Below are 21,581 nucleotides of genomic sequence, written 5' to 3' on the forward strand. Positions count from 1 at the left end.
TCTCGCAGGAATTTCCGGCGATCACGGTCGAGGATGCTTATGCCATCCAGAAGGCCTGGATCGCGATCAAGACGAAAGCGGGCCGCAACGTCAAAGGCCACAAGATCGGCCTCACCTCGAAGGCGATGCAGAGCGCGCTCAATATCGACGAGCCGGATTCCGGCGTGCTGCTTGACGATATGTTCTTTGCCGATGGCGGGCTGGTACCGACCGATCGCTTCATTGCAACGCGCATCGAGGCGGAGCTCGCCTTTGTCATGGCAAAGCGCCTCAAAGGACCCGACTGCACGATGTTCGATGTGTTGAACGCGACGGACTTCGTCGTGCCGGCGCTGGAAATCCTGGACACGCGGATCGAGCGCGTCGATCCCAACACCAAGGCGACGCGCAAGATTTTCGACACCATTGCCGATAACGCCGCCAATGCCGGCATCGTGCTGGGCGGCCGGCCAATCAGGCCGCTCGACGCCGACCTGCGCTGGATCGGCGCGCTGTGTTTCAAGAACGGCCAGCTGGAAGAAACGGGTCTTGCCGCCGGCGTGCTCAATCATCCTGCCACAGCGGTGGCCTGGCTTGCCAACAAGATCGCGCCGCATGGGCTTGCGCTCGAGCCCGGCCAGGTCGTGCTGGCGGGCTCGTTCATCCGTCCGATCGAGACCCGCAAGGGCGACACAATCCAGGCCGATTATGGGCCCTTCGGCAGCGTGAGCTGCTATTTCGCTTAGTCTTCAACATGGAGTGATTTTGCCATGCCGCATTTCACGATCGAATATTCCGCCAATCTCGACGGACGCGTCGACATGGGCAAGGTCGTCGAGGTCGTCCGCAAGGCCGCGGTCGAGACCGGCATCTTCCCGCTCGGCGGCATCCGCGTCCGCGCCATCAAATGCGAGCATTTTGCAATCGCCGACGGCAATCCCAACCTCGCCTTCCTCGACATGGTCCTCCGGCTCGGCGAAGGCCGCGACCTCGCCACGCGCAAGAAGGCCGGCGAGCACATCTTCAAGGTGCTGTCCGCGCACCTTGATCCGGTCTTCGCGCAAACCAAATTCGCGCTGTCGTTCGACATGCAGATCAACGACAAGGAGACGAGCTTCAAACGCAACAACATCCACGAAGCCTTGAAAGTGGAGACCGTCCATGGATAAGGTCACGCCGAAATCCGATCTGTTCCAGGCCAACAAGGATCGCGCCGCGCCGCTTCTGAAACAGCTCCGCGCCGACGGCATCGGCCACATGATCGGCGGCAAGATCGTAGCCTCGATTTCCGGCGACACCTTTGAGACCAAATCACCGATCGACGGCTCGCTGCTGGCATCGGTCGCGCGCGGCGGACCCGAGGACATCGACCGCGCCGCAACCGCAGCTTCGCTCGCGTTCAAATCCTGGCGCGACATGTCGGCGTCGATGCGACGGAAGCTGTTGCACCGCGTGGCGGACGCCATCGAGCACCGCGCCGACGACATCGCCGTGCTCGAATGCATCGACACCGGCCAGGCGCACCGCTTTATGGCCAAGGCAGCCATTCGCGCGGCGGAAAACTTCCGCTTCTTCGCCGACAGATGCGCGGAGGCACGCGACGGCCTCAATATGCCGAGCGAAGAGCACTGGAATATTTCCACGCGCGTGCCGATCGGCCCGGTGGGCGTGATCACACCCTGGAACACGCCGTTCATGCTCTCGACCTGGAAGATTGCCCCCGCCCTCGCCGCCGGCTGTACGATCGTGCACAAGCCGGCGGAATGGTCGCCGATCACGGCCGATCTCTTGGCCAAGCTCGTGAAGGAAGCGGGCGTGCCGGATGGCGTGTTCAACACCGTGCACGGCTTCGGCGAGGAAGCCGGCAAGGCGCTCACCGAACATCCTGCGATCAAGGCGATCGGCTTTGTCGGCGAAAGCGCCACGGGCTCGGCGATCATGGCGCAGGGCGCAAAGACCCTGAAACGCGTGCACTTCGAGCTGGGCGGCAAGAACCCGGTGATCGTCTTCGACGACGCCGATCTCGACCGCGCGCTCGATGCGGTCGTGTTCATGATCTACTCGCTGAACGGCGAGCGCTGCACCTCCTCCAGCCGCCTCCTGGTGCAGCAGAGCATCGCGGAACGATTTATCGAGAAGCTGACGGCGCGCGTGAAGGCGCTGAAGGTCGGTCACCCCCTCGATCCCTCAACCGAGATCGGGCCGCTGATCCATGAGCGGCACCTCGCGAAAGTCTGCGCCTATTTCGATGTGGCGCGGAAGGATGGTGCGGTGATTGCCGTTGGCGGCAAGCCTCATGACGGCCCCGGCGGCGGGCATTATGTGCAGCCGACCCTCGTCACAGGCGCGCATGCGAAAATGCGCGTGGCGCAGGAGGAGGTGTTCGGGCCGTTCCTCACCGTGATCCCCTTCCGCGACGAGGCGCACGCGATCGAGATCGCCAACGACGTGAATTACGGCCTGACCGGCTATGTCTGGACCGGCGACATGGGCCGCGCGCTGCGCGTCGCGGACGCGCTGGAAGCCGGAATGATCTGGCTCAATTCGGAGAACGTCCGCCATCTGCCCACGCCCTTCGGCGGCATGAAGGCGTCCGGCATCGGCCGCGACGGCGGCGACTACTCCTTCGACTTCTACATGGAAACCAAGCACGTCTCGCTCGCGCGGGGCACGCACAGGATTCAGAGACTGGGAATTTGAATTGCACCGTCGTTCCGGGGCGCGACGAAGTCGCGAACCCGGAACCTCGAGATTCCGGGTTCGATGCTTTGCATCGCCCCGGAATGACATCGACAAGGACAGCCAATGCCCATACCGAAACACGTCTTCGATCCGCCCTTCAACATCGTCCGCTCGAGCCACGTCGTCCTCGACGTGACGGATCTGAAGGCGAGCCGCGCGTTCTATGAGACGGCGGTCGGCCTCCATGTCGAGGACGCCGACAATAGCGCCGTCTATCTGCGCGGCTTCGAGGAGCATCAGCATCACTCGCTGGTGCTGCGCAAGGCGCCGGTCGCCGCGTGCAACCGGATCGGCTTCAAGGTCGGCAACGAGGGCGACCTCGACAAGGCGGCGAGCTTCTTTTCCGCCAACGGCATTCAGCACAAATTCGCCGAGCAGCCGTTCCAGGGCCGCACGCTGCAATTCACCGATCCGTTCGGCTTCCAGATCGAGCTCTACGCGACGATGGACAAACGGCCGCATCTCCTGCGTCGCTACGACCTCTACAAGGGCTGCCATCCGCAGCGCCTCGACCATTTCAACGTGTTCGCCGCCGAGGTGCAGGACACGATGGACTTCTATGCCCGGCTCGGCTTCCGCCTCACCGAATATGCCGAGGAGGATGGCCCGAACGGGCGCATCGCCGCCGCCTGGCTGCATCGCAAGGGCAATGTACATGATCTCGCCATCACCAACGGCAAGGGCCCCCGCCTGCACCATTTCTGCTACTGGGTTCCGACCGCGATGAATGTGCTGCATCTCTGCGACGTGATGGCCTCCAGCGGCTACCTGAAGAGCCTCGAGCGCGGGCCTGGCCGCCACGGCATCTCGAATGCGTTCTTCCTCTATGTCCGCGATCCCGACGGCCATCGCCTCGAGCTCTACACCAGCGATTATTTCACCATGGACCATGACCACGAGCCGCTGCGCTGGTCGCTGAACGATCCGCGGCGTCAAACCCTGTGGGGCGCGCCGGCGCCGCGCTCCTGGTTCGAGGAGGGCTCGCCCTTCCCCACCACCAAGGTACGCGAGCCCGCCTTCGTCGCCCAGGTGACCGTTGCGGATTGAGATCGCGCTGATGACCCCCGCGAAGGCTTCCGAACTCAAGCTGATTGCCGGCGGCTCGCTCGCCGGCCTTTTAAGGGAGATCGGCCCGCAATTCGAGACGGCGAGCGGTTACACGCTCTCCATCCATTTTGATTCCACGCCGAATATCATCAGCCGGATCAATGCGGGCACGCCGTTCGATGTCGTCGTCGTGCCTGCCGATGTCTTCAAGGATGCGTCCGCGAAGCGCCATCTCGCCGGTCCCATCGTCAGTATCGCCCGTGTCGGCTTTGGCGTCGTCGTTCGTGCTGGTGCGCCGAAGCCTGATCTCTCCACGCCTGACTGCTTCAAGAAGGCACTGCTCGCCGCCTCCTCAGTCGCGTCCACGCCGGAAAGCGCGGCCGGCGCCTATATCGCCAAGGTCTATCAGCGCCTCGGCATTGCCGAGCAGATGAAAGCCAAGACCAGGGTGCAGACGATGCCGACTTCGATCGCGCCGGCCGTTGCCAGGGGCGAGGCCGAGCTTGGCATCTTCCTGACGAATGTGTTCCACATGCCAGGCGTCGAGCTCGCCGGTCTCTTTCCCGCCGATCTGCAGCAGGAGCTGATGTTTCCCGCAGCCGTCGCCGCCGATGCCAGCGATGCGGCCGCGGCAAACGCGCTGATCGATTTTCTGAAAACACCCGCCGCCGTTGCTGCCATCAAGGCCGTCGGCATGACGCCAGCCTAAACGGGACATCTCATGACCAACCATCGTATTGCGACTTATGCTGCCGGCGGCAAGATGGCTTACGGCGCCATCACCGACAACGGCGTTGTCGATCTCTCCGCGCGCTTCGGCAAGGACTATCCGACGCTGCGAGAGGTGATCGCCGCCGGCGCGCTGATGAAACTGGCCGAGGACGCGGAACGGCGCACACCGGATGCTCCGCTCGATGCCGTCAGCTTTCAGCCGCCGATCCCCGCACCGGAAAAGATCATCTGCATCGGCGTCAACTATCCCGATCGCAACGCCGAATACAAGGACGGCTCGGACGCGCCGAAATTTCCGAGCATGTTCATGCGCACGGCGCGTTCCTTTGTCGGCCACAACAACCCGCTGGTGCGGCCGCGCGCCTCGACCCAGCTCGATTATGAAGGCGAAATCGCGCTCGTGATCGGCAAGGCCGGCCGCCACATCAAGGAGAGCGATGCGCTCAGCCATATCGCCGCGATCACGCTCTGCAACGAAGGCACCATCCGCGACTGGGTGCGGCATGCGAAATTCAACGTGACGCAAGGCAAGAACTTCGATTCCACCGGGAGCCTCGGGCCGTGGATCGTGCCCTACACCAATGAATCGCAGATCGCCGATATCCGCCTCACCACCCGCGTCAATGGCGAGACGCGGCAGGACGACCGCACTTCGCGCCTGATCTTCGGCTTTCGCTATCTCCTCAACTACATCTCGACTTTCACCACGCTGGTGCCCGGCGACGTCATCGTTACGGGCACGCCGACGGGCGCCGGCGCGCGGTTCGACCCGCCGCGCTATCTCAAGCCCGGCGACGTCGTCGAGATCGAGGCCGACGGCATCGGCGTGCTGCGCAATACTGTCGCCGACGAAACCCTGTAAGGATCACACCATGACCTCCATGACCGGCGGCGAAGCGATCGTCAGTGGGCTCGTCGCCCACGGCGTCAACACCGTGTTCGGCCTGCCCGGCGCGCAGACCTACGGCCTGTTCGACGCCTTTCACCAGGCGCAGCTCAAGGTAATCGGCGCGCGGCACGAGCAGACCTGCGGCTACATGGCCTATGGCTATGCACGTTCGACCGGCAAGCCCGGCGTGTTCAGTGTGGTGCCCGGCCCCGGCCTGATGAACGCGAGCGCCGCGTTGCTGACGGCGTTCGGTGGGAACGAGCCAGTGCTGTGCCTCACCGGCCAGGTGCCGACGCAGTTTCTGGGCAAGGGCCGCGGCCATCTGCACGAGATGCCGGACCAGCTTGCGACGCTCCGCACCTTCGTGAAATGGGCCGATCGCATCGAGTATCCCGATATCGCGCCGAGCATGGTCTCGCGCGCGTTCCAGGAGATGATGTCGGGCCGCCGCGGCCCGGTCTCGCTGGAAATGCCCTGGGACGTCTTCACCCAGCGCGCCGACGTCGCGCAGACGAAAGTGTTCGATCCCTTCCCGGCGCCGCAGCCGGATCCCGATCGCATCAAGGAAGCGGCTGCGCTCATTGCCGGCAGCAAGACGCCGATGATCTTCGTCGGCTCGGGCGCGATCCATGCGCGGGAGGAAATCCTGGAGCTTGCGGAGATGATCGACGCGCCGGTCGTTGCCTTCCGCTCCGGCCGCGGCATCGTGTCGAATGCGCATGAGCTCGGGATCACCATGGCCGCCGGCTACAAACTCTGGCCGACCGTCGATCTCATGATCGGCATCGGCACGCGGCTGGAGCTGCCGACCATGTCGCGCTGGCCCTATCGGCCCGAGGGCCTGAAATCGGTGCGCATCGATATCGATCCGGTCGAGATGCGCCGCTTCACACCTGATGTCGCCGTGATCTCGGACTCCAGGGCGGGCGCGCGCGAGCTGCTGGCCGTCGTCCGCAAGGCCGGCTATCGCAAGACCAGCGGCCGCCGCGCCGCGATCCGTGAGGCGACGGCAGCGGCGCAGCAGGAGATCCAGAAGGTGCAGCCGCAGATGGCGTACCTCAACATTTTGCGCGAGGTGCTGCCGTCAAACGCGATCGTCACCGACGAGCTGTCGCAGGTCGGCTTCGCGTCCTGGTACGGCTTTCCGATCTACGAGCCGCGCACTTTCATCACCTCGGGCTATCAGGGCACGCTCGGCTCGGGCTTTCCGACCGCGCTCGGCGCCAAGGTCGCCAATCCGGACCGGCCGGTGGTCGCCATCACCGGCGACGGCGGCTTCATGTTCGCGGCAGCGGAGCTGTCCACCGCCGTGCAGTTCAACATCGGCGTAGTGACGCTGGTGTTCAACAACAATGCCTATGGCAATGTTCGGCGTGACCAGCGCAACCGCTTCGACGGCCGCGTGGTGGCGGCCGACCTCGTCAATCCGGATTTCGTCAAGCTCGCCGAATCCTTTGGCGTCGCGGCAAGCCGCGTCACTGCACCAGATCATTTCAAGCCCGCGCTGGAGAAGGCGCTTGCCCATGGCGGGCCATATCTGATCGCGGTCGAGGTGCCCCGGGATTCCGAAGTCACGCCCTGGACATTCATCCACCCGGCGCGGAACTAACGTTCCCCGCCCTGCAGCCTCGCGGCCGCAATCACCAGCAGGCCGGCGCCGGCGACCGCCCAGCAGGCGACCGGCGCCCAGTGCAGGAGCGGCGCGTAGTCCGGCAGCTTCTGCAAGCCGCCCGCGACTGCAGCCATGCGCGCGAAGGTCGCAAGCGCCAGCGCCGAGAACACGAGACCGGTGACCTTGCCCTCCGCGCCGGTGTGACCGATCGCAAGCGCTGCCGAGACCGCGCTCATCAGCATGCAGCCCCAGGCGGCGCCCGCGAGGAACTGCGCGATGACGAGGGTCGAGAGGTCTCCCGCCAGCTCCGCAACGATGATCGCGACGGCGCCGAGCAATCCAGCCACACCCATCACAACCAGCCCGCCGCGATGCTTGACGATCCGGCTCGCCGGGAACATCGCAATGTTGAAGCCGATCCAGAACACCGGCATCAGCCATTGCAGTTCCATCGGCTTGGCGAAGCGCAGATAGATCGGCGCGCTATTGACCGCAAAATGAAGTTGATAGCCGAGCGCGAGCAGGACCGTTGCTGCGATGAAGATGATCGGCACGATGCCGAAGGATCTTGGCGGCGCGGCAGACTTCGTAGGGGCAGCGTCTTTCGCGAGGTCATGCTCGACATACGAGAGCGCTAGCGTCGTGATCAGGAGCACCACGCTGGAGATCACAAAGGGCAGGCGCGGATCGACGTCGCGCAGCACGACGCCGAGATAGGGCGATACCGCCCCGGCAAGCCCATAGCCGAGCATCGCAAGCGTCGCGAGAAATGGAATGCTCGGCCGCGCCGCATATTTCCCGAGCAGCATCAGCGGAGGCGCGCGGAGCGCCGACGAGGTGATCGCCCAGATCACGATCAAGGCGATGAAGTAGACCCTTGCATGAGCCCCCGCCCCCGCGACGAAAGGCAGCGCGACAAAGGCCGCGCAGGACAGGGCCGTCAGGAGCGCGACGACGAGGCCAAGCCGTCCAACCAGGGCCGCAATCCGGTCGGCGGCAATGCCCATTGCGGTATCGGTGATGGTGAAGATCGCCTGATCGAGCATCAGGACGAGGATCACGGCCGCCGGCGCGATGCCGACCTCTGCCGCCAGCTTTGGCAGGTAGATCACATAGGTGGTCCAGCCCAGCGTGAAGATGAGCTGCAGAAATGCCAGGCAAATGCCCGCGCGGTTGCCGCTGGCGCTGGCATCTGCGGTGATTTCGGTCGAGGCCATGAACCCATCATAAGGCAGATGGGCACGAGCGGAAATGCGACAATCGGAGCTAGCGCGCCTTGCGGAAGGTCAGGTTGATACGCTGGCGGCCGAGCAGCGCGTGCTCGCCATCGGCGAGTGGCGCGACACCATGGAAGACCAGCCGCGAGGATCCACCCCAGACGACGACGTCGCCATGCTCCAAGCGGTAGCGCGCAGTCTTATCAGCGCGTTTCAGTCCACCCCACAGGAAGATCGCGTGCAGGCCGAGCGAGACGGAGACGATCGGCGCGTCATAATTCTCTTCGTCGCGGTCCTGGTGCAGCGACAGCCGCGCGCCCGGTTCATAGCGATTGACGAGGCAGGCTTCCGGCCGGAAGTCGGCGTATCCTGCCTGCGCCGCCGCCTGCCCTGCCAGTTCGCGAAAGATCGGCGGCATGTCGGGCCAGGGTTTTCCCGAATCCGGGTCGATCGCATCATAGCGATAGCCCGTGCGATCAGTGACCCAGCCGAGGCTGCCGCAATTGGTCATTGCGACCGACATCTGGTAGCCGCCCGGCGTCGACATATGGCGGAACGGCGACTGCGTGACGATGCCATCGATCGCGCGGAGCAGGTCGTGCTGGACCGGCCGCGCGAAGCCGCGCAGCAGCATCGCGCCGTCGGCGATTGTCTCGCGCGCCGGGCGGACCTCGTCAACGCCGTCAAACAAATCCGCGGTCATTTGGCATCATGGAAAATCACGCCAACCGTGTGCCGCAGACCCGACCGCAGCCGGCTCACACCATGGCGCAGATTGACGCGATAGGTGCCGCGCGTCCCCTGCACCGGGCGATGATGCACGGCAAAGGCGACGGCGTCGCCCTGCCGCAGCGCGACCACTTCGGCGCGCGACTGCATGCGCGGCCGCTGCTCCGTCAGCACGAATTCGCCTCCCTCGAAATCGCGATCCGGCTCCGACAAGAGGATCGCGACCTGCAGCGGGAACACATGCTCGCCGTAGAGGTCCTGGTGCAAGCAATTGTAGTCGCCGGCTTCATACTGCAGCAGCAACGGAGTCGGCCGGGTCTGACCGGCGTCATGGCAGCGTTTCAGGAACGCCTCGTGGCGCTCGGGATAGCGGATGTAGACCCCCATCGCCTCATTCCAGCGATTGGCGATGCCTTGCAGCCGTGCATAGAGTACGGGCCGCAGCACTGAAATCAGATCTGGCAGCGGATAGGAGAAATACTTGTATTCGCCGCGGCCAAAGCCGTGGCTTCCCATCACGATGCGGCTGCGGAAATGCGCATCGTCGGCATAGAGCGACGCCAGGGCCCGGCATTGGTCGGGCGCGAGCAAGCCCTTGAGTACGGCGCAGCCCTGGGCGTCGAGATCGGCTTCGGCTCGCGCCCAGTCGATTGCATTCACGCGGGCGGCGATATCGGTCGGGGGAACCGGACGAATGGCGGTGTTGGTTTTCATGCCCCCAATTTGGGGCAGCGGAAGGCTTTGCGCCACCCGATTTCTGGGAGGTGACGGCCCACTCCCATGTCGTCCCCGCGAAAGCGGGGACCCATAACCACAGGCTTTTGTTGTTGCCGAAACTGAGAGTTGTGCTCCAAACCGCGTCCTGTGGTTATGGGGTCCCGGCTCGCGCTTCGCTTGGCCGGGACGACGGACTACCCCCGCACCGGCAACGTAATCACATCGTAGGCGTGGCGGATCGTGCGCTTGAGCACAGGGTCCTCCAGCTCATACTCGAAGCGGTCGGCGGGGCGGATGCCACCCTTGGCGGCGAAGGTGCCGCCGAACATCGCGCAGCCATCCGGCAGCTTGCCGCCCTCAAAGCCCTTACTGACCAGCACATCGACCGGCAGCATCGCGTCCAACGTGCCCTCCTGGTAGAGTTCGCGCTTGCCGTTGATCCAGGCCCACGAGCGCAGGATCATCCGGTCCCAATGGCCAATGACGTCTTCCAGCTCCCACAGCGTGGAAGCGATCGGCTTGTCGCACATCTGCTTGGAAACGGTGACGCCATAGCTTTCGACTTTGCGGTCGGTGTGGTCGGAGCCGAGACCGACAAAGGTGCGGCCCTGCCAACCGATCAGGACGAACTCGACCTCGCCGCTCGAATCATTGCCGCAGGCCTCGATCGAGTCTTCCTGGGTCAGCCGGCGCGCCGAGCATCGGTAATAGATCGGAGTCGTTGCAGGCCGCGCAATACCGAGCGCCTCCAGCTCGGCGATATGCTTATCGCGCGCGACGGGATCGCGGCCGGTCCAGCCGGCGATCACGGCTTGGTCGATCGCCAGCGTCAGCGGCATGGAGCCGCCATCGCGGTCGATGACGTCAAAGGTCAGGTCAAACACGGATCCTATCCTCCATTCCGGCCGCCAGCTCGAAGATACGCCGGTCGGAGCCACCCGTTGAGGCCAGCATCAGCCCGACCGGCACCTCTCCCTCGCGATGGGCCGGCAGCGAGATTGCGCAGCCGTCGATCATGTTGATCAGCGTGCAATTTCGCAGCGAACGTAGATTCGCCACTGTGAATGTCTTGTCGTCTGCCAGATCGGCGATCTTGGGCGGAGTGTTCGCCGTCGTCGGCATGACGAGCGCGTCATAGGGTGCGAGCCGGACAGCGATGCGCGCGATCAGCGAGCGTCGCGCGTTGATGAGGTCGACATAGTCGGCCGCGCTGATGCCCTCTCCGCGCAGGATACGCACGGAGACGCGGGGATCATACTGTTCGCCTTTGCTGGTGATGAGATAGCGATGCCAGGCATAACTTTCGGAGGCGGCAAAACCGCCCTTGCTGTTCATCACGCCGACATCGAGAAATTCCGGCACCTCGATATGTTCGATCAGCGCCCCCGCGCGCGACAACCTCTCCAGCGTACGTTCGAAGGTCTTGGCCACGGCATCGTCGAGCTCATCGAGCGCCGTCGTCATCGGCACAGCAAGCCGCATGCCCTTGATCGGCCGTGGCCGCAATGTGGGTATCGCTTCATCGGCGAGCACGGCATCCAACGTCGCGCAGCATTGCACGGAGTTGGCGAGCGGCCCGTAGCTATCGAGGCTGAAGGATAGCGGCACGCCGCCATCAAGCGGGATGCGGCGCTGCGTCGGCTTGTAGCCGACGATACTGTTATAGGCCGCCGGGATGCGGCACGAGCCGCCGGTATCCGTTCCAAGCGCGCCATACGCCATGCGATCGGCGATCGACACCGCTGCACCCGAGGATGAGCCGCCGGGAACGTGGCCGGCGCTGCGCTGCCAGGCGCCCTTCGGCGTGCCGTAGTGCGGATTGATGCCGATGCCGGAATAGGCAAACTCGGTCATGTTGGTGCGACCGATCACGATGAAGCCGGCGCGACGCAACCGCGCCACCACGGGCGCATCCTTTTCCGCAGGCGCGGAATCCTCGAGCGCCCGCGAGCCCGCCCGCGTCACCTGTCCCTTGATGTCGAACAGGTCCTTGATCGAGACGGGAATGCCCGCAAAGCGCGATGGAGCGGCGCGCGCTTTGCGCAGGTGATCCATCGCGTCGGCCGCTTCCAGCACCGCGTCCTTGTCGACATGGACGAAGGTGCGCTGGCCCTCGCCTGCAGGGTCGGCAATTCTTGCAAGACACTCCTCGACGAGTTTGCGTGCGGAGGCGCGGCCGGCTTCGAGATCATCGGCAAGCGCGGCAAGGGTCGGGTTCGGCATGATTGTTGTACTCGGTTTATTCGGAGCCCGAAGGAGCCGTGATTTCCAGATCGAGCAGCGCGGAGCTCAGCGACTTGCCGTGCGCGTCGAGCGCGAGCGAGCGTGTTACCCCGCCGCCCAGCGTCTGGCCCATCACGAAATTGAGCGCCGCGATCTTCGGCAACTCATAACGTACTACCTCGCCTTCGACAACGCCGGAAAAATGTGCCTTCACGCGATCGGCGGTGACTTGCTCGACCAGCAGCGGATAATGCTTCTCATCATAAGCGATCACGGAGATGTTGGACGTGTTGCCCTTATCGCCGGTGCGCGAATGCGCGATCTCGCGGAGCTTCATGGATCACGCCTCGACGAAACGAACTTGCGGCTTCGCAAGCTCGCGCCGCAACAACACGGAAGCGACCGCCACCACGTCACGCGCGGATTTCCAGGCGCCGCCGCCGCCGGCCGGGCCGTTGGTGTAGAGCGTCTCGACTTCATTGCCGATGCGCACGGCTTCGCGCAAGTTTTCGGTGCGGCCGGCGACGCGCACGCGCACCTCGTAGGGTTCGTTGCCATGCGCGGAGACTTGCGGTCCGTGCAGCGAGTCCATTCCGACCAGGTCGAAGCGCAATTCATTCGTGGCAACGCCGGTCAGTTTCAGCCGCTCGCGGACGATGTCGAGCGCGAGCCGGCCGCGCGCCAATGCACCGGGGCCTGCATAGGAGATCTGCCCCTCGCCGATAAAACTGTCGATATAGCCGACCGAGACCTTCAACGTTCCGGTGCGTTTGGTGCCGCGGCCGCCGCTCACACGCACACGATCCGGCGCAATCTCCTCGACCGACACTTGCGAAAAATCCGCGACCACGTCCGGCTGGAAATATTGCGTGGGATCATGAACCTCGTAGAGCAATTGCTCCTTGCAGGTCTGCGCGGTGACCGCGCCGCCCGAGCCCGGCACCTTGGTGACGACGAGCGAGCCGTCTTCGCCGACTTCGCCGATGGGAAAGCCGAGCCGTGCGAGATCGGGGATGTCTTTATATCCGGGATCGGCGAAATAGCCGCCGGTGATCTGGCCGGCGCATTCGAGCAGGTGGCCTGCGACCGTGCCCTGCCCCAGCAGGTTCCAGTCATCCATGGCCCAGCCGAAGGCATAGATCATCGGCGCGAGGAACAGCGCCGGATCGGACGCGCGGCCGGTGATCACAACATCGGCGCCCTTGGTCAGCGCTTCCGCCATCGGCTCGGCGCCAAGATAGGCATTGGCCGAGAGCAGCTTGTTGCCGAGCTGCTTGATGGTGCCGTCGAACTCCATGATCGGGAGGTTGCCCGCCTTGCAGGCCTCCAGCACATCGTCGCCGACGACGGCTGCGACCTTGAGTTTCGACAAGCCCAGCGATCGCGCGATCTCCGCGGTCTTCCGCGCCGCAGCTTCCGGATTGGCCGCGCCCATATTGGTGACGATCTTGATGCTCTTGGCGGCGCAGAGCGGCAGCACGGCTCGCATGCGCTCTTCCAAGAGCGGGTCGTAGCCGCTTTCGGAGTTCTTCATCCGCGCCTGCTGCGCCAGCGCCACCGTGCGCTCGCCCAGGCATTCGAACACGAGGTAGTCGATATTGCCCTTCTCCGCGAGCTCGACCGCGGGCTCGATACGATCGCCCGAATAGCCTGCGCCGGATCCGATCCTGATCGCCCGCATCACTTCAGCCCGAAATCGGCGCGGTGCAGCTCTTCATTGCCGCTCATCTCGGCAACCTGCATCAATTCCTCCAATCCTTGGGCCGATGTCTTGGGTCTGGTGGTCCTTCTACGCGCGGGCCCAGCGCGACACAAGCGCTCCCGTCTCATCCATTGTGGCGTGATGGAATACGCGGCATGCACGAACGCGCATCTCGACCGTTGACGGCTGTTGGTCAAATGTCGCATCAAGACGACAACGAGTTTCGGGAGGAAATATCAGCATGGCCGAGTTGGCGCGCGCGAAACCAAAACCGACACCGGAGACCCAGCATTTCTGGGACGGCACGCAGGCCGGCGAATTGCGCCTGCAGCGCTGCGACGTCTGCGCGCAAGTCTACTTTCCGCCGCGGCCATTCTGCCCGTCCTGCGGCTCGCGCAAGGTCTCGATCTTCAAGGCGAGCGGCAAGGGCAAGCTCTATAGCTATGTCATCAACCACCGCCCCGCTGCACCCGGCTTCACGCCGCCCTACTCCATTGCCGTCGTCGAGCTCGACGAAGGCCCGCGAATGATGACCAACATCGTCGACTGCCCGCAGACGCCGGAGGCGCTCAAGCTCGACATGAAGGTCGAGGTCAAGTTCGAGAAGCTTGACGACAAGATCACCCTTCCCCTGTTCCGTCCGGCGAAGGGATAACGTCATGCGCAGGAATCAGGTTGCCGTCGTCGGCGCGGCCGAGACCACCGAGCTCGGCGTGATCCCGAACATGTCGCAGATCCAGTTGCACGCTGACGCGGCGTTGAATGCGATTGCGGACGCCGGACTCAAACTTTCCGATATCGACGGCTTTGCCACCGCGGTCGAGACGCCGCAGCAGGTCTGCCACTATCTCGGTATCAAGCCGACCTGGGTCGACGGCACGTCGGTTGGCGGCTGCTCCTTCATGCTGCATGTCCGCCATGCGGCTGCCGCCATCGAGGCTGGTCTCTGCAAGACCGTGCTGATCACGCATGCCGAGAGCGGCAAGTCGATGATCGGAAAGCAGCCGCGCTCGACGGCGCCCGACAGCCTCAACGGCCAGTTCGAACAGCCGTTCGGCGTGTACGGCCCGCCCAGCATGTTCCCGATCCCCGTGCTGCGCTTCATGAAGAGCTGGGGCATCACCCATGAGCAAATCGCCACGGTCGCCGTCGTGCAGCGCGAATGGGCGGGGAAAAATCCGCGCGCGACGATGAAGGATCCGATCACGGTTGCCGACGTCCTGAACTCGCGGATGATCGCCTATCCGTTCCGCCTCTTGCAGTGCTGCCTCGTCACCGATGGCGGCGGCGCGCTTGTCCTCACGTCCGCTGATCGTGCGAAGGATTTCCCGAGGAAGCCGGTCTACATCCTCGGCACCGGCGAGAGCGTGGAAACGCCGATGGTGAGCCAGATGGAGACCTTCAACTCCTCGCGCGCCTTCAAGGTCGCTGGTCCGTTCGCATTCAAGGAAGCCGGCATCACCCACAAGGATGTCGACCATCTCATGATCTATGATGCCTTTGCGCATCTGCCGCTGTTCGGGCTCGGCGATCTCGGCTTCATGCCTTATGAAGAGACCGGCCGATTCATCGCCGACGGCAACACGCGTCCCGGCGGCAAGCTGCCGCTCAACACCAATGGCGGCGGCCTGTCCTACATGCATTCGGGCATGTACGGCATGTACGCGCTGCAGGAGAGCGTGCGCCAGATGCGCGGCATCGCGCCGGCGCAGGTGCCGAAGGCGAAGATTTCTGTCTGTCATGGCGTCGGCGGCATGTTCGCGGCGTCGGGCACGATCATCTTTACGAACGAGAAGTAATCACTTGTCATTCCGGGATGGTCCGAAGGACCAGACCCGGAATCTCGAGATTCCGGGTTCGATGCTTCGCATCGCCCCGGAATGACAAGGAAGAACGGGAGGCACATTTGGCCAAATCACTCGAAGGCAAATCCATCATCGTGACCGGGGCGGGCCGCGGCATCGGACGCGAGATTGCGCTGCTCTGCGCCGCCGAAGGCGCCAAGGTCGTGGTCAACGATCCCGGTGGCGCAGCGGATGGATCCGGCACGAGCGCCACGCCCGCCGAGGAAGTGGTCGAGGAGATCAAAAAGCGCGGCGGCACGGCGGTCGCCAATTTCGAGACGGTTGCCGAAGCGATCCCCGCAAGCCGCATCGTCAAGGCGGCGACCGATCATTTCGGCAAGCTCGACGGCGTCGTGAACAATGCCGGCATCTTGCGCGACATGATCTTCCACCGCATGAGCGTGGAAGCCTTCGAAGCCGTCATCAAGGTGCATTTGATGGGCTCGTTCTACGTCTCGCATGCGGCGGCACGGCTGTTCCGCGAGCAGGAGAGCGGTTCTTTCGTCCATTTCACCTCGACCTCCGGCCTCGTCGGCAATTTCGGCCAGGCCAATTATGCCGCCGCGAAGCTCGGCATCGTCGGGCTGTCGAAATCGATCGCGCTCGATATGAGTCGCTTCAATGTGCGCTCGAACTGCATTTCTCCGTTTGCCTGGAGCCGGCTCATCGGAACCATTCCGACCGAGACCGAAGCCGAGAAGGCGCGCGTCGAGAAGATCAAGCAGATGGGTCCGGAGAAGATCGCGCCGATGGCCGCTTATCTGCTCAGCGATGCCGCCAAGGACGTCACAGGGCAGATCTTTGGCGTGCGCAGGAACGAAATTTTCCTGTTCAGCCAGAACCGTCCGCTGCGTTCGGTGCAGCGAAGCGAAGGCTGGACGCCGCAGACGATCGCGGAACACGCGATGCCAGCGCTGAAACCGTCGTTCTACAAGCTCGACCGTTCCGCCGACATTTTTAGCTGGGACGCGATTTGACAAATGGTTCCTAGGCAAGCCGGGATAAAATTTCGCGCCATCTGTGGTTGACGCCTGCTTTACGCCGGATTGCGAGCACATGATTTCCTCCCAAAAAAACCAAGGGAGGATTCCATGACAACTCCGCTGACCTTTCCCGATCATCTCGACAAACCCTTCGACCGCCGCAAACTGATCAAGGGCGCGGCGGCGCTCGCTGCGACCGCCGTAACTGCGAGCGCAACGGCTGCGGAAACCGTGGCGCCCTTCGGTGAAACCGGCGCTCCGACCAGAAATACCAATCGGCTACCCTTGGGCCCGCTGCCCGGCAGCCGTTATCCGGATGCCCACCTCGAGTCCGCCAACAAAGGAACCAAGCCTTCGTTCGGACCGCCCGGGTTCCCTGCCTTTGCCGGCACCAGCGGGGTTGAGCGGGTTGCAACCGGAATGCGCTGGGCCGAGGGACCGGTCTACTTCCCCGCAGGCCGCTATGTGCTGTTCTCCGATATCCCCAACAACCGCATCATGCGCTTTTGCGAGGATGACGGTCACCTCAGCGTCTACCGCCAGCCGTCGATGAATTCGAACGGCAACACCATCGATCGCGAGGGTCGCCTGATCACCTGCGAGCACAGTGGACGCCGGGTCACCCGGACCGAACTCGATGGGTCGATCACCATCATCGCCGACAAATACAACGGCAAGAAGCTCAACTCGCCGAACGATGTGGTCGCCGCCTCCGACGGCTCGATCTGGTTCACCGATCCGGTCTACGGTATCGGCGGCTATTATGAGGGCATCAAAGCCACCCCCGAGCAGGAAAAGCATAACGTTTACCGGGTCGATCCCAAATCGGGAGACATCAAGGTCGTCGCCGACGATTTCGTCGAGCCCAACGGAATTTTGTTCTCGCCCGACGAGAAGAAGCTCTACATCATCGACACGGGCTTTACGGACAATCCGGACAACGCGTGCCATATCCGTTCGTTCGATGTGGATGTCGGTGCCGGAAAGCTCTCGAACGGAAAGGTCTTCGTGGAATTCCCCAAGCCCGGCATTACCGACGGAATGCGCTGCGACAGGGACGGGAATGTCTGGTGTTCGTCGGGCTGGGGCGATCCGAACGAGGATGGCGTGCGCTGCTACAATAAGGACGGCGAGCTGCTCGGCAAGGTTCACATTCCGGAAACGGTTGCCAATCTGTGTTTCGGCGGCCAGCAAAGGAACAGACTCTACATCTGCGGCTCGACCTCGCTCTATGCGCTCTACACCGGTGCGCAGGGGGCGCTGAAGCCGTAAGGGGGCGAATGAGTCGTCATTGCGAGCCAACGGGTCCGCGCGAAGCGCGGCCCGATGACAGGCTCCGCGAAGCAATCCAGAGCCCGGAAGGAAGTCTGGATTGCTTCCGCCTTCGCTCTTTGAGCTACGGCGGACACGTCGTCGCTTCGCTCCTCGCAATGACGGACTAGCCCGTATTCCGCAAGCCGGCGGAAATGCCATTGATCGTGATCTGGATGCCGCGCAGCACCCGCTCGTCCGCATCTTGCGCACGATGCTGCTTCAACAGCTCGACCTGCACATGGTTGAGCGGATCGAGATAGGGGAAGCGATGGCGTACCGAGCGTTCCAGAAGCGGGTTGCCTTGCAACAGCCGGTCCTGCCCCATGATATCGAGCAGCGTCTCGATCACGAGATGCCATTCACGGCGGATGCGCCCGAAAATCCGTTCGCGTAAGCCTTCGTCAGGCACCAACTCCGCGTAGCGCGAGGCGATCGCGATCGAGCTTTTGGCAAGCACCATGTCCATGTTCGAGAGCAGCATGCGGAAGAACGGCCACTCCTTGTAAAGCTCCTTCAGGAACGGCATCCCCTGCTCCGGATGCTCTGCGATCCAGGCCTCGACCGCGCTGCCAAAGCCGTACCAGCCCGGTAGCATCAGCCGGCATTGCGCCCACGAAAACACCCAGGGGATTGCCCGCAAATCCTCGATCGCGCGGGTCTTCTTGCGCGAGGCCGGACGGCTGCCGATGTTCAGCGTCGCGATCTCGTTGATGACGGTAGAGTTCCAGAAATAGTCGACAAAGCCGTCGGTTTCGTAGACGAGGCCGCGATAGGCCTTGAAGGCGAGCGCGGACAATTGATCCATCGCGATCAGATAGTCGCGCTTCGGCGCGGGCTGCCGGGGATGCAACAAGCTCGCCTCCAGCGTCGCGGCCGCCAGGATTTCGAGATTACTGCGGCCCACCTCCGCATTGGAATATTTTGACGAGATGATCTCGCCCTGCTCGGTGATACGGATCTGGCCGTTCACCGCGCCGCCCGGCTGCGCGATGATGGCGTCATAGCTCGGCCCGCCGCCGCGGCCGACCGAGCCGCCGCGGCCGTGGAAGAGGCGCAAGCGCACGTGGTGGCGCTCGAACACCTCGACGAGCTGAATCTCGGCCTTGTAGAGCTCCCAACCCGAGGTGACGAAGCCGCCATCCTTGTTCGAGTCGGAATAGCCGAGCATCACCTCCTGCACCGCGCCGCGGCTGTCCACGAACTTGCGGTAATCGTGCAGCGACAGCATGCGGTCCATGATGCCCGCGCAGGCTTGAAGGTCCTCGATGGTCTCGAACAGCGGCACGATGTTGATCGCGCTCCGGCCCGACGGGTTGATCAGCCCGACTTCTTTCAGAAGCAGCGCGACCTCAAGCATGTCCGACATGCCCTGGCACATCGAGATGATGGATTGGGGAATGACGTCATCGCCGAATTTGGCATGCGCTTCGGCCGCGGCGCGGAACACCGCGAGCTCGCCCTGCGTCTCCTCGCTGTACTTCACGAAATTCGACGCCAGCGGGCGGTTGTTGCGCAACTCGTTGGAGAGCAGCGCCACGCGCGCCTCCTCGCTCAGCGCGAGGTACGACATGCCGGGCATCGCTGCGTCGAGCAGCTCGGCGACCGTGCGCTCATGGACGGCCGAATTCTGCCTCATATCGAGGCGCGCGAGGTGGAAGCCGAAGCAATCGACCGCGCGACGCAAGTGCCGCAACCGGCCGCGCGCGATCACGCGCGCATTGTTCGAGATCAGCGAGCGGTCGAGCACGTCGAGATCGGCCTGTAATTCCTTGACGCTCGTGTAAGGCTCCGCCTGGCCGACCGGCCGCCGCACCACCTCGACCTGGAGTCGCTGGGCGGTCGCGGACAGCCGCGCATAGATGCCGGAGACAGCCAATCGATAGGGCTCGCCGCGCCGGTGCGGCGAGGTATCGGGCGAGCGCTGCGCCAGCGCGCGCAATTCTTCGGAGACATCGGCCAGATGCGCTGCGATCGAGAGCTCCGCGCCGAGCATGTGCAGCTCTTCGAGATAGAATTGCAGCACGCGGCTCGCTTGCAGCTTCAACGTGCCGCGCATCACGTCAGCGGTGACAAAGGGGTTGCCATCGCGGTCGCCGCCAATCCAGCTTCCCATCCTCAGGAAAGAAGCGATCTCGGAAGGTTCGGCCTCGCCGATATTGAGCCGGTCTTCCAACGCGCAAATCAGCCGCGGCACTTCGCTGAGGAAGGTATAGTCATAGAACGAAAGGCCGTTGGCGACCTCGTCCAGCACGGTGAGCTTGGTCCGGCGCAACAGATTGGTCTGCCACAGCGTCAGCACCGCCCGACGGAGCTGCTCGTCGCTGGCCTCTTTCTCCTCCGACGTCAGTTGCACGCGCTCGCGGCGGTCGAGGAGATGGGCGATCTCCATCTCGCGATCCATCGTGCTCTTGCGGCGGACTTCGGTCGGGTGCGCCGTCAGCACCGGGCTGACCAGCGCGGTCTTGAAGAATGTCTTCAGCTCCGCGTTCGAGATGCCGCCTGATTGCGACAGCGCCACGGTATCGGCGAGCGCGCCGGCCCGCGGCGCGCCCCTGGCGGCGCTGCGGGTGCGCATCTGGCGGATGGTGTTCTGGTCCTCGGCAATGTTGGCAAGATGCGAAAAAAAGCTGAAGGCGCGGACGATGCGCACGGTGTCGTCAATCGACATGCCGTCGAGGATCGATTCGAGCTCGCGGCGGGCGGCGCGGTCCTCGTCGCGATGGAAGCGGATGGAGGTCTGCCGGATACGCTCGACGAGGTCAAACACGTCGGCGCCTTCCTGGTCGCGCACGGTGTCGCCGAGGATGCGTCCAAGCAGGCGGATGTCGTTGCGCAGCCGGACATCCTCCTCCAGCGCCTGCGCGTCATCAGCCCGGTTGGGCCTGAGCTCGGCATCGGAAGGCATGGTTTGGGAGGACATCGTCGGCTACTCCAGGAGCTGTCCGGCGCTTTCAAGTCTTAGAAGTTTTTTGCTGCGGCGCAAGATGAAGATGGAGGCGGTGCTGGACCCGAGGGCGGCGAGATTGCCGGCGCGACGAGGTGGCCGTCTAGCAGCCGGAACCGCCTTGACCCTTCGTTATTGCGAGGAGCGATAGCGACGAAGCAATCCACAGCCTCACGCGTGGCTCTGGATTGCTTCGCGGAGCCTGTCATCGGGCCGCGCTCCGCGCGGACCTGTTGGCTCGCAATGACGGTGTTCCTCATGAGCAATCGTTCTCGCGGCGCATGGCGTCCGAGCTTTGTGAAATTTTTGTCCCTCTGAGATCAAGGGCGCAGGGAAGACCGGATGCTGGTTGCACCCGTGGAATGCGCAGAAAGAAAACCACAGGTCCAACCGGAGCGACCCGGCCTTCCCTGCGCAATGGTTTACGGCTTATACGCGCTCTCCTCGGTGTGCCGGGCTTTCTAGCCACCGTCCCCCCGGGCTCTCGGCGTGTCGTGCCCGTCAGGGCCGACATCGCCATCCCGGGGGTTGACACCAGCGTCGGGGTGTCAGGACCACACGATTTCGCCATCCGCTTCGACCGCGCTCGTCAGTCGCAGCCAAAAGCGTCCATCGCTCCCCGCCTCAACGTCCGTGACGACGCGTCCGCCCCTCCAGCCGAGCCGGGATGGAGCGGAAAAGATCACATCTTTCCGAAAAACGGAAGCAGAATATTTTTGGCGAGAGGTCTTGACTTAAGACGACGAAGATTCCGATAAAACGAAGTGATTTGCCCGACGAGGCTGGGCAAGAACTTGCGATCAGCCCAGTTGAGCCAGCTGTTGAGGACGACCGGCGAGCAGAAGCGTGCAGTAAGTCCAGAATGCGCTCAGAGCGGTCCAAGTGGAGTTTAGGCGAGCTGCGAGGC

The 21,581-nt window shown here is 63.6% G+C and carries 19 protein-coding genes; 11 read left to right on the forward strand and 8 right to left on the reverse strand.

The features are described 5' to 3' along the window. The 7 genes from hpaH to VKR55_RS06610 form a co-directional block, all read left to right on the forward strand. The coding region (gene hpaH / locus VKR55_RS06580; protein ID WP_324400957.1) for a 2-oxo-hept-4-ene-1,7-dioate hydratase at positions 1-725 on the forward strand (725 nt) is incomplete at its 5' end. Between the two features lie 24 nt (positions 726-749). Then, positions 750-1,148, forward strand: coding sequence for a 5-carboxymethyl-2-hydroxymuconate Delta-isomerase (locus VKR55_RS06585; RefSeq protein ID WP_324400959.1), 399 nt, complete (start codon positions 750-752; stop codon positions 1,146-1,148). Further along, complete coding sequence (hpaE, locus tag VKR55_RS06590; RefSeq protein ID WP_324400961.1) at positions 1,141-2,679, forward strand: 5-carboxymethyl-2-hydroxymuconate semialdehyde dehydrogenase; 1,539 nt, start codon at positions 1,141-1,143, stop codon at positions 2,677-2,679. Before VKR55_RS06585 ends, hpaE begins: the two co-directional genes overlap by 8 nt. A gap of 105 nt (positions 2,680-2,784) precedes the next feature. Further along, positions 2,785-3,768, forward strand: a complete 984-nt coding sequence (hpaD, locus tag VKR55_RS06595) for a 3,4-dihydroxyphenylacetate 2,3-dioxygenase (RefSeq protein WP_324400964.1) — start codon at positions 2,785-2,787, stop codon at positions 3,766-3,768. 10 nt (positions 3,769-3,778) lie between these two features. Next, complete coding sequence (locus tag VKR55_RS06600; protein ID WP_324400966.1) at positions 3,779-4,477, forward strand: molybdate ABC transporter substrate-binding protein; 699 nt, start codon at positions 3,779-3,781, stop codon at positions 4,475-4,477. Positions 4,478-4,489: 12 nt separating this feature from the next. Continuing rightward, on the forward strand, positions 4,490-5,362 hold the full coding sequence (locus tag VKR55_RS06605; RefSeq protein WP_324400968.1) for a fumarylacetoacetate hydrolase family protein: 873 nt from the start codon (positions 4,490-4,492) through the stop codon (positions 5,360-5,362). Positions 5,363-5,372: 10 nt separating this feature from the next. Beyond that, positions 5,373-6,998: a thiamine pyrophosphate-dependent enzyme gene (locus VKR55_RS06610; RefSeq protein ID WP_324400970.1), complete on the forward strand. Its 1,626-nt coding sequence runs from the start codon at positions 5,373-5,375 to the stop codon at positions 6,996-6,998. On the opposite strand, the gene VKR55_RS06615 is transcribed toward VKR55_RS06610, so the two are convergent. From VKR55_RS06615 to VKR55_RS06645, 7 genes are all read right to left on the reverse strand, one after another. Next, a complete protein-coding gene (locus VKR55_RS06615) occupies positions 6,995-8,218 on the reverse strand; it encodes an MFS transporter (protein WP_324400972.1) in 1,224 nt (407 codons plus the stop codon). The two genes, VKR55_RS06610 and VKR55_RS06615, sit on opposite strands and share 4 nt — an antisense overlap. A gap of 49 nt (positions 8,219-8,267) precedes the next feature. Next, complete coding sequence (gene alkB, locus VKR55_RS06620) at positions 8,268-8,921, reverse strand: DNA oxidative demethylase AlkB (RefSeq protein ID WP_324400975.1); 654 nt, start codon at positions 8,919-8,921, stop codon at positions 8,268-8,270. Further along, positions 8,918-9,661 carry a 2OG-Fe(II) oxygenase gene (locus VKR55_RS06625; RefSeq protein WP_324400977.1) on the reverse strand — a complete coding sequence of 248 codons (744 nt, stop codon included), beginning with the start codon at positions 9,659-9,661 and terminating at the stop codon, positions 8,918-8,920. Before VKR55_RS06625 ends, alkB begins: the two co-directional genes overlap by 4 nt. Positions 9,662-9,858: 197 nt before the next feature. Further along, a complete protein-coding gene (locus tag VKR55_RS06630; RefSeq protein WP_324400979.1) occupies positions 9,859-10,548 on the reverse strand; it encodes a DUF2848 domain-containing protein in 690 nt (229 codons plus the stop codon). Further along, complete coding sequence (locus VKR55_RS06635) at positions 10,541-11,887, reverse strand: amidase (protein ID WP_324400981.1); 1,347 nt, start codon at positions 11,885-11,887, stop codon at positions 10,541-10,543. The genes VKR55_RS06630 and VKR55_RS06635 overlap by 8 nt, the downstream gene beginning before the upstream one ends. A gap of 16 nt (positions 11,888-11,903) precedes the next feature. Continuing rightward, on the reverse strand, positions 11,904-12,224 hold the full coding sequence (locus VKR55_RS06640) for an AtuA-related protein (protein WP_324400982.1): 321 nt from the start codon (positions 12,222-12,224) through the stop codon (positions 11,904-11,906). 3 nt (positions 12,225-12,227) lie between these two features. Next, on the reverse strand, positions 12,228-13,568 hold the full coding sequence (locus VKR55_RS06645) for an acyclic terpene utilization AtuA family protein (RefSeq protein ID WP_324400984.1): 1,341 nt from the start codon (positions 13,566-13,568) through the stop codon (positions 12,228-12,230). A 262-nt stretch (positions 13,569-13,830) separates the two neighbouring features. On the opposite strand from VKR55_RS06645, the gene VKR55_RS06650 reads away from it, so the two are divergent. The 4 genes from VKR55_RS06650 to VKR55_RS06665 all read left to right on the forward strand — a co-directional run bounded on the left by VKR55_RS06650 (position 13,831) and on the right by VKR55_RS06665 (position 17,688). Further along, on the forward strand, positions 13,831-14,244 hold the full coding sequence (locus tag VKR55_RS06650; protein WP_324400986.1) for a Zn-ribbon domain-containing OB-fold protein: 414 nt from the start codon (positions 13,831-13,833) through the stop codon (positions 14,242-14,244). 4 nt (positions 14,245-14,248) lie between these two features. After that, positions 14,249-15,388 (forward strand): thiolase C-terminal domain-containing protein, encoded by a 1,140-nt coding sequence (locus tag VKR55_RS06655; RefSeq protein WP_324400988.1) that lies wholly within the window; start codon positions 14,249-14,251, stop codon positions 15,386-15,388. Positions 15,389-15,495: 107 nt separating this feature from the next. Beyond that, entirely contained in the window at positions 15,496-16,410 is a 915-nt protein-coding gene (locus VKR55_RS06660) for an SDR family oxidoreductase (protein WP_324400990.1), read from the forward strand. Positions 16,411-16,524: 114 nt separating this feature from the next. After that, positions 16,525-17,688, forward strand: coding sequence for an SMP-30/gluconolactonase/LRE family protein (locus VKR55_RS06665; protein ID WP_324400992.1), 1,164 nt, complete (start codon positions 16,525-16,527; stop codon positions 17,686-17,688). A gap of 166 nt (positions 17,689-17,854) precedes the next feature. On the opposite strand, the gene ppc is transcribed toward VKR55_RS06665, so the two are convergent. Further along, complete coding sequence (gene ppc / locus VKR55_RS06670; protein ID WP_324400994.1) at positions 17,855-20,650, reverse strand: phosphoenolpyruvate carboxylase; 2,796 nt, start codon at positions 20,648-20,650, stop codon at positions 17,855-17,857. Positions 20,651-21,581: the final 931 nt, after the last annotated feature.

The sequence above is a fragment of the Bradyrhizobium sp. genome, assembly GCF_035309285.1.
GTDB lineage: Bacteria > Pseudomonadota > Alphaproteobacteria > Rhizobiales > Xanthobacteraceae > Bradyrhizobium.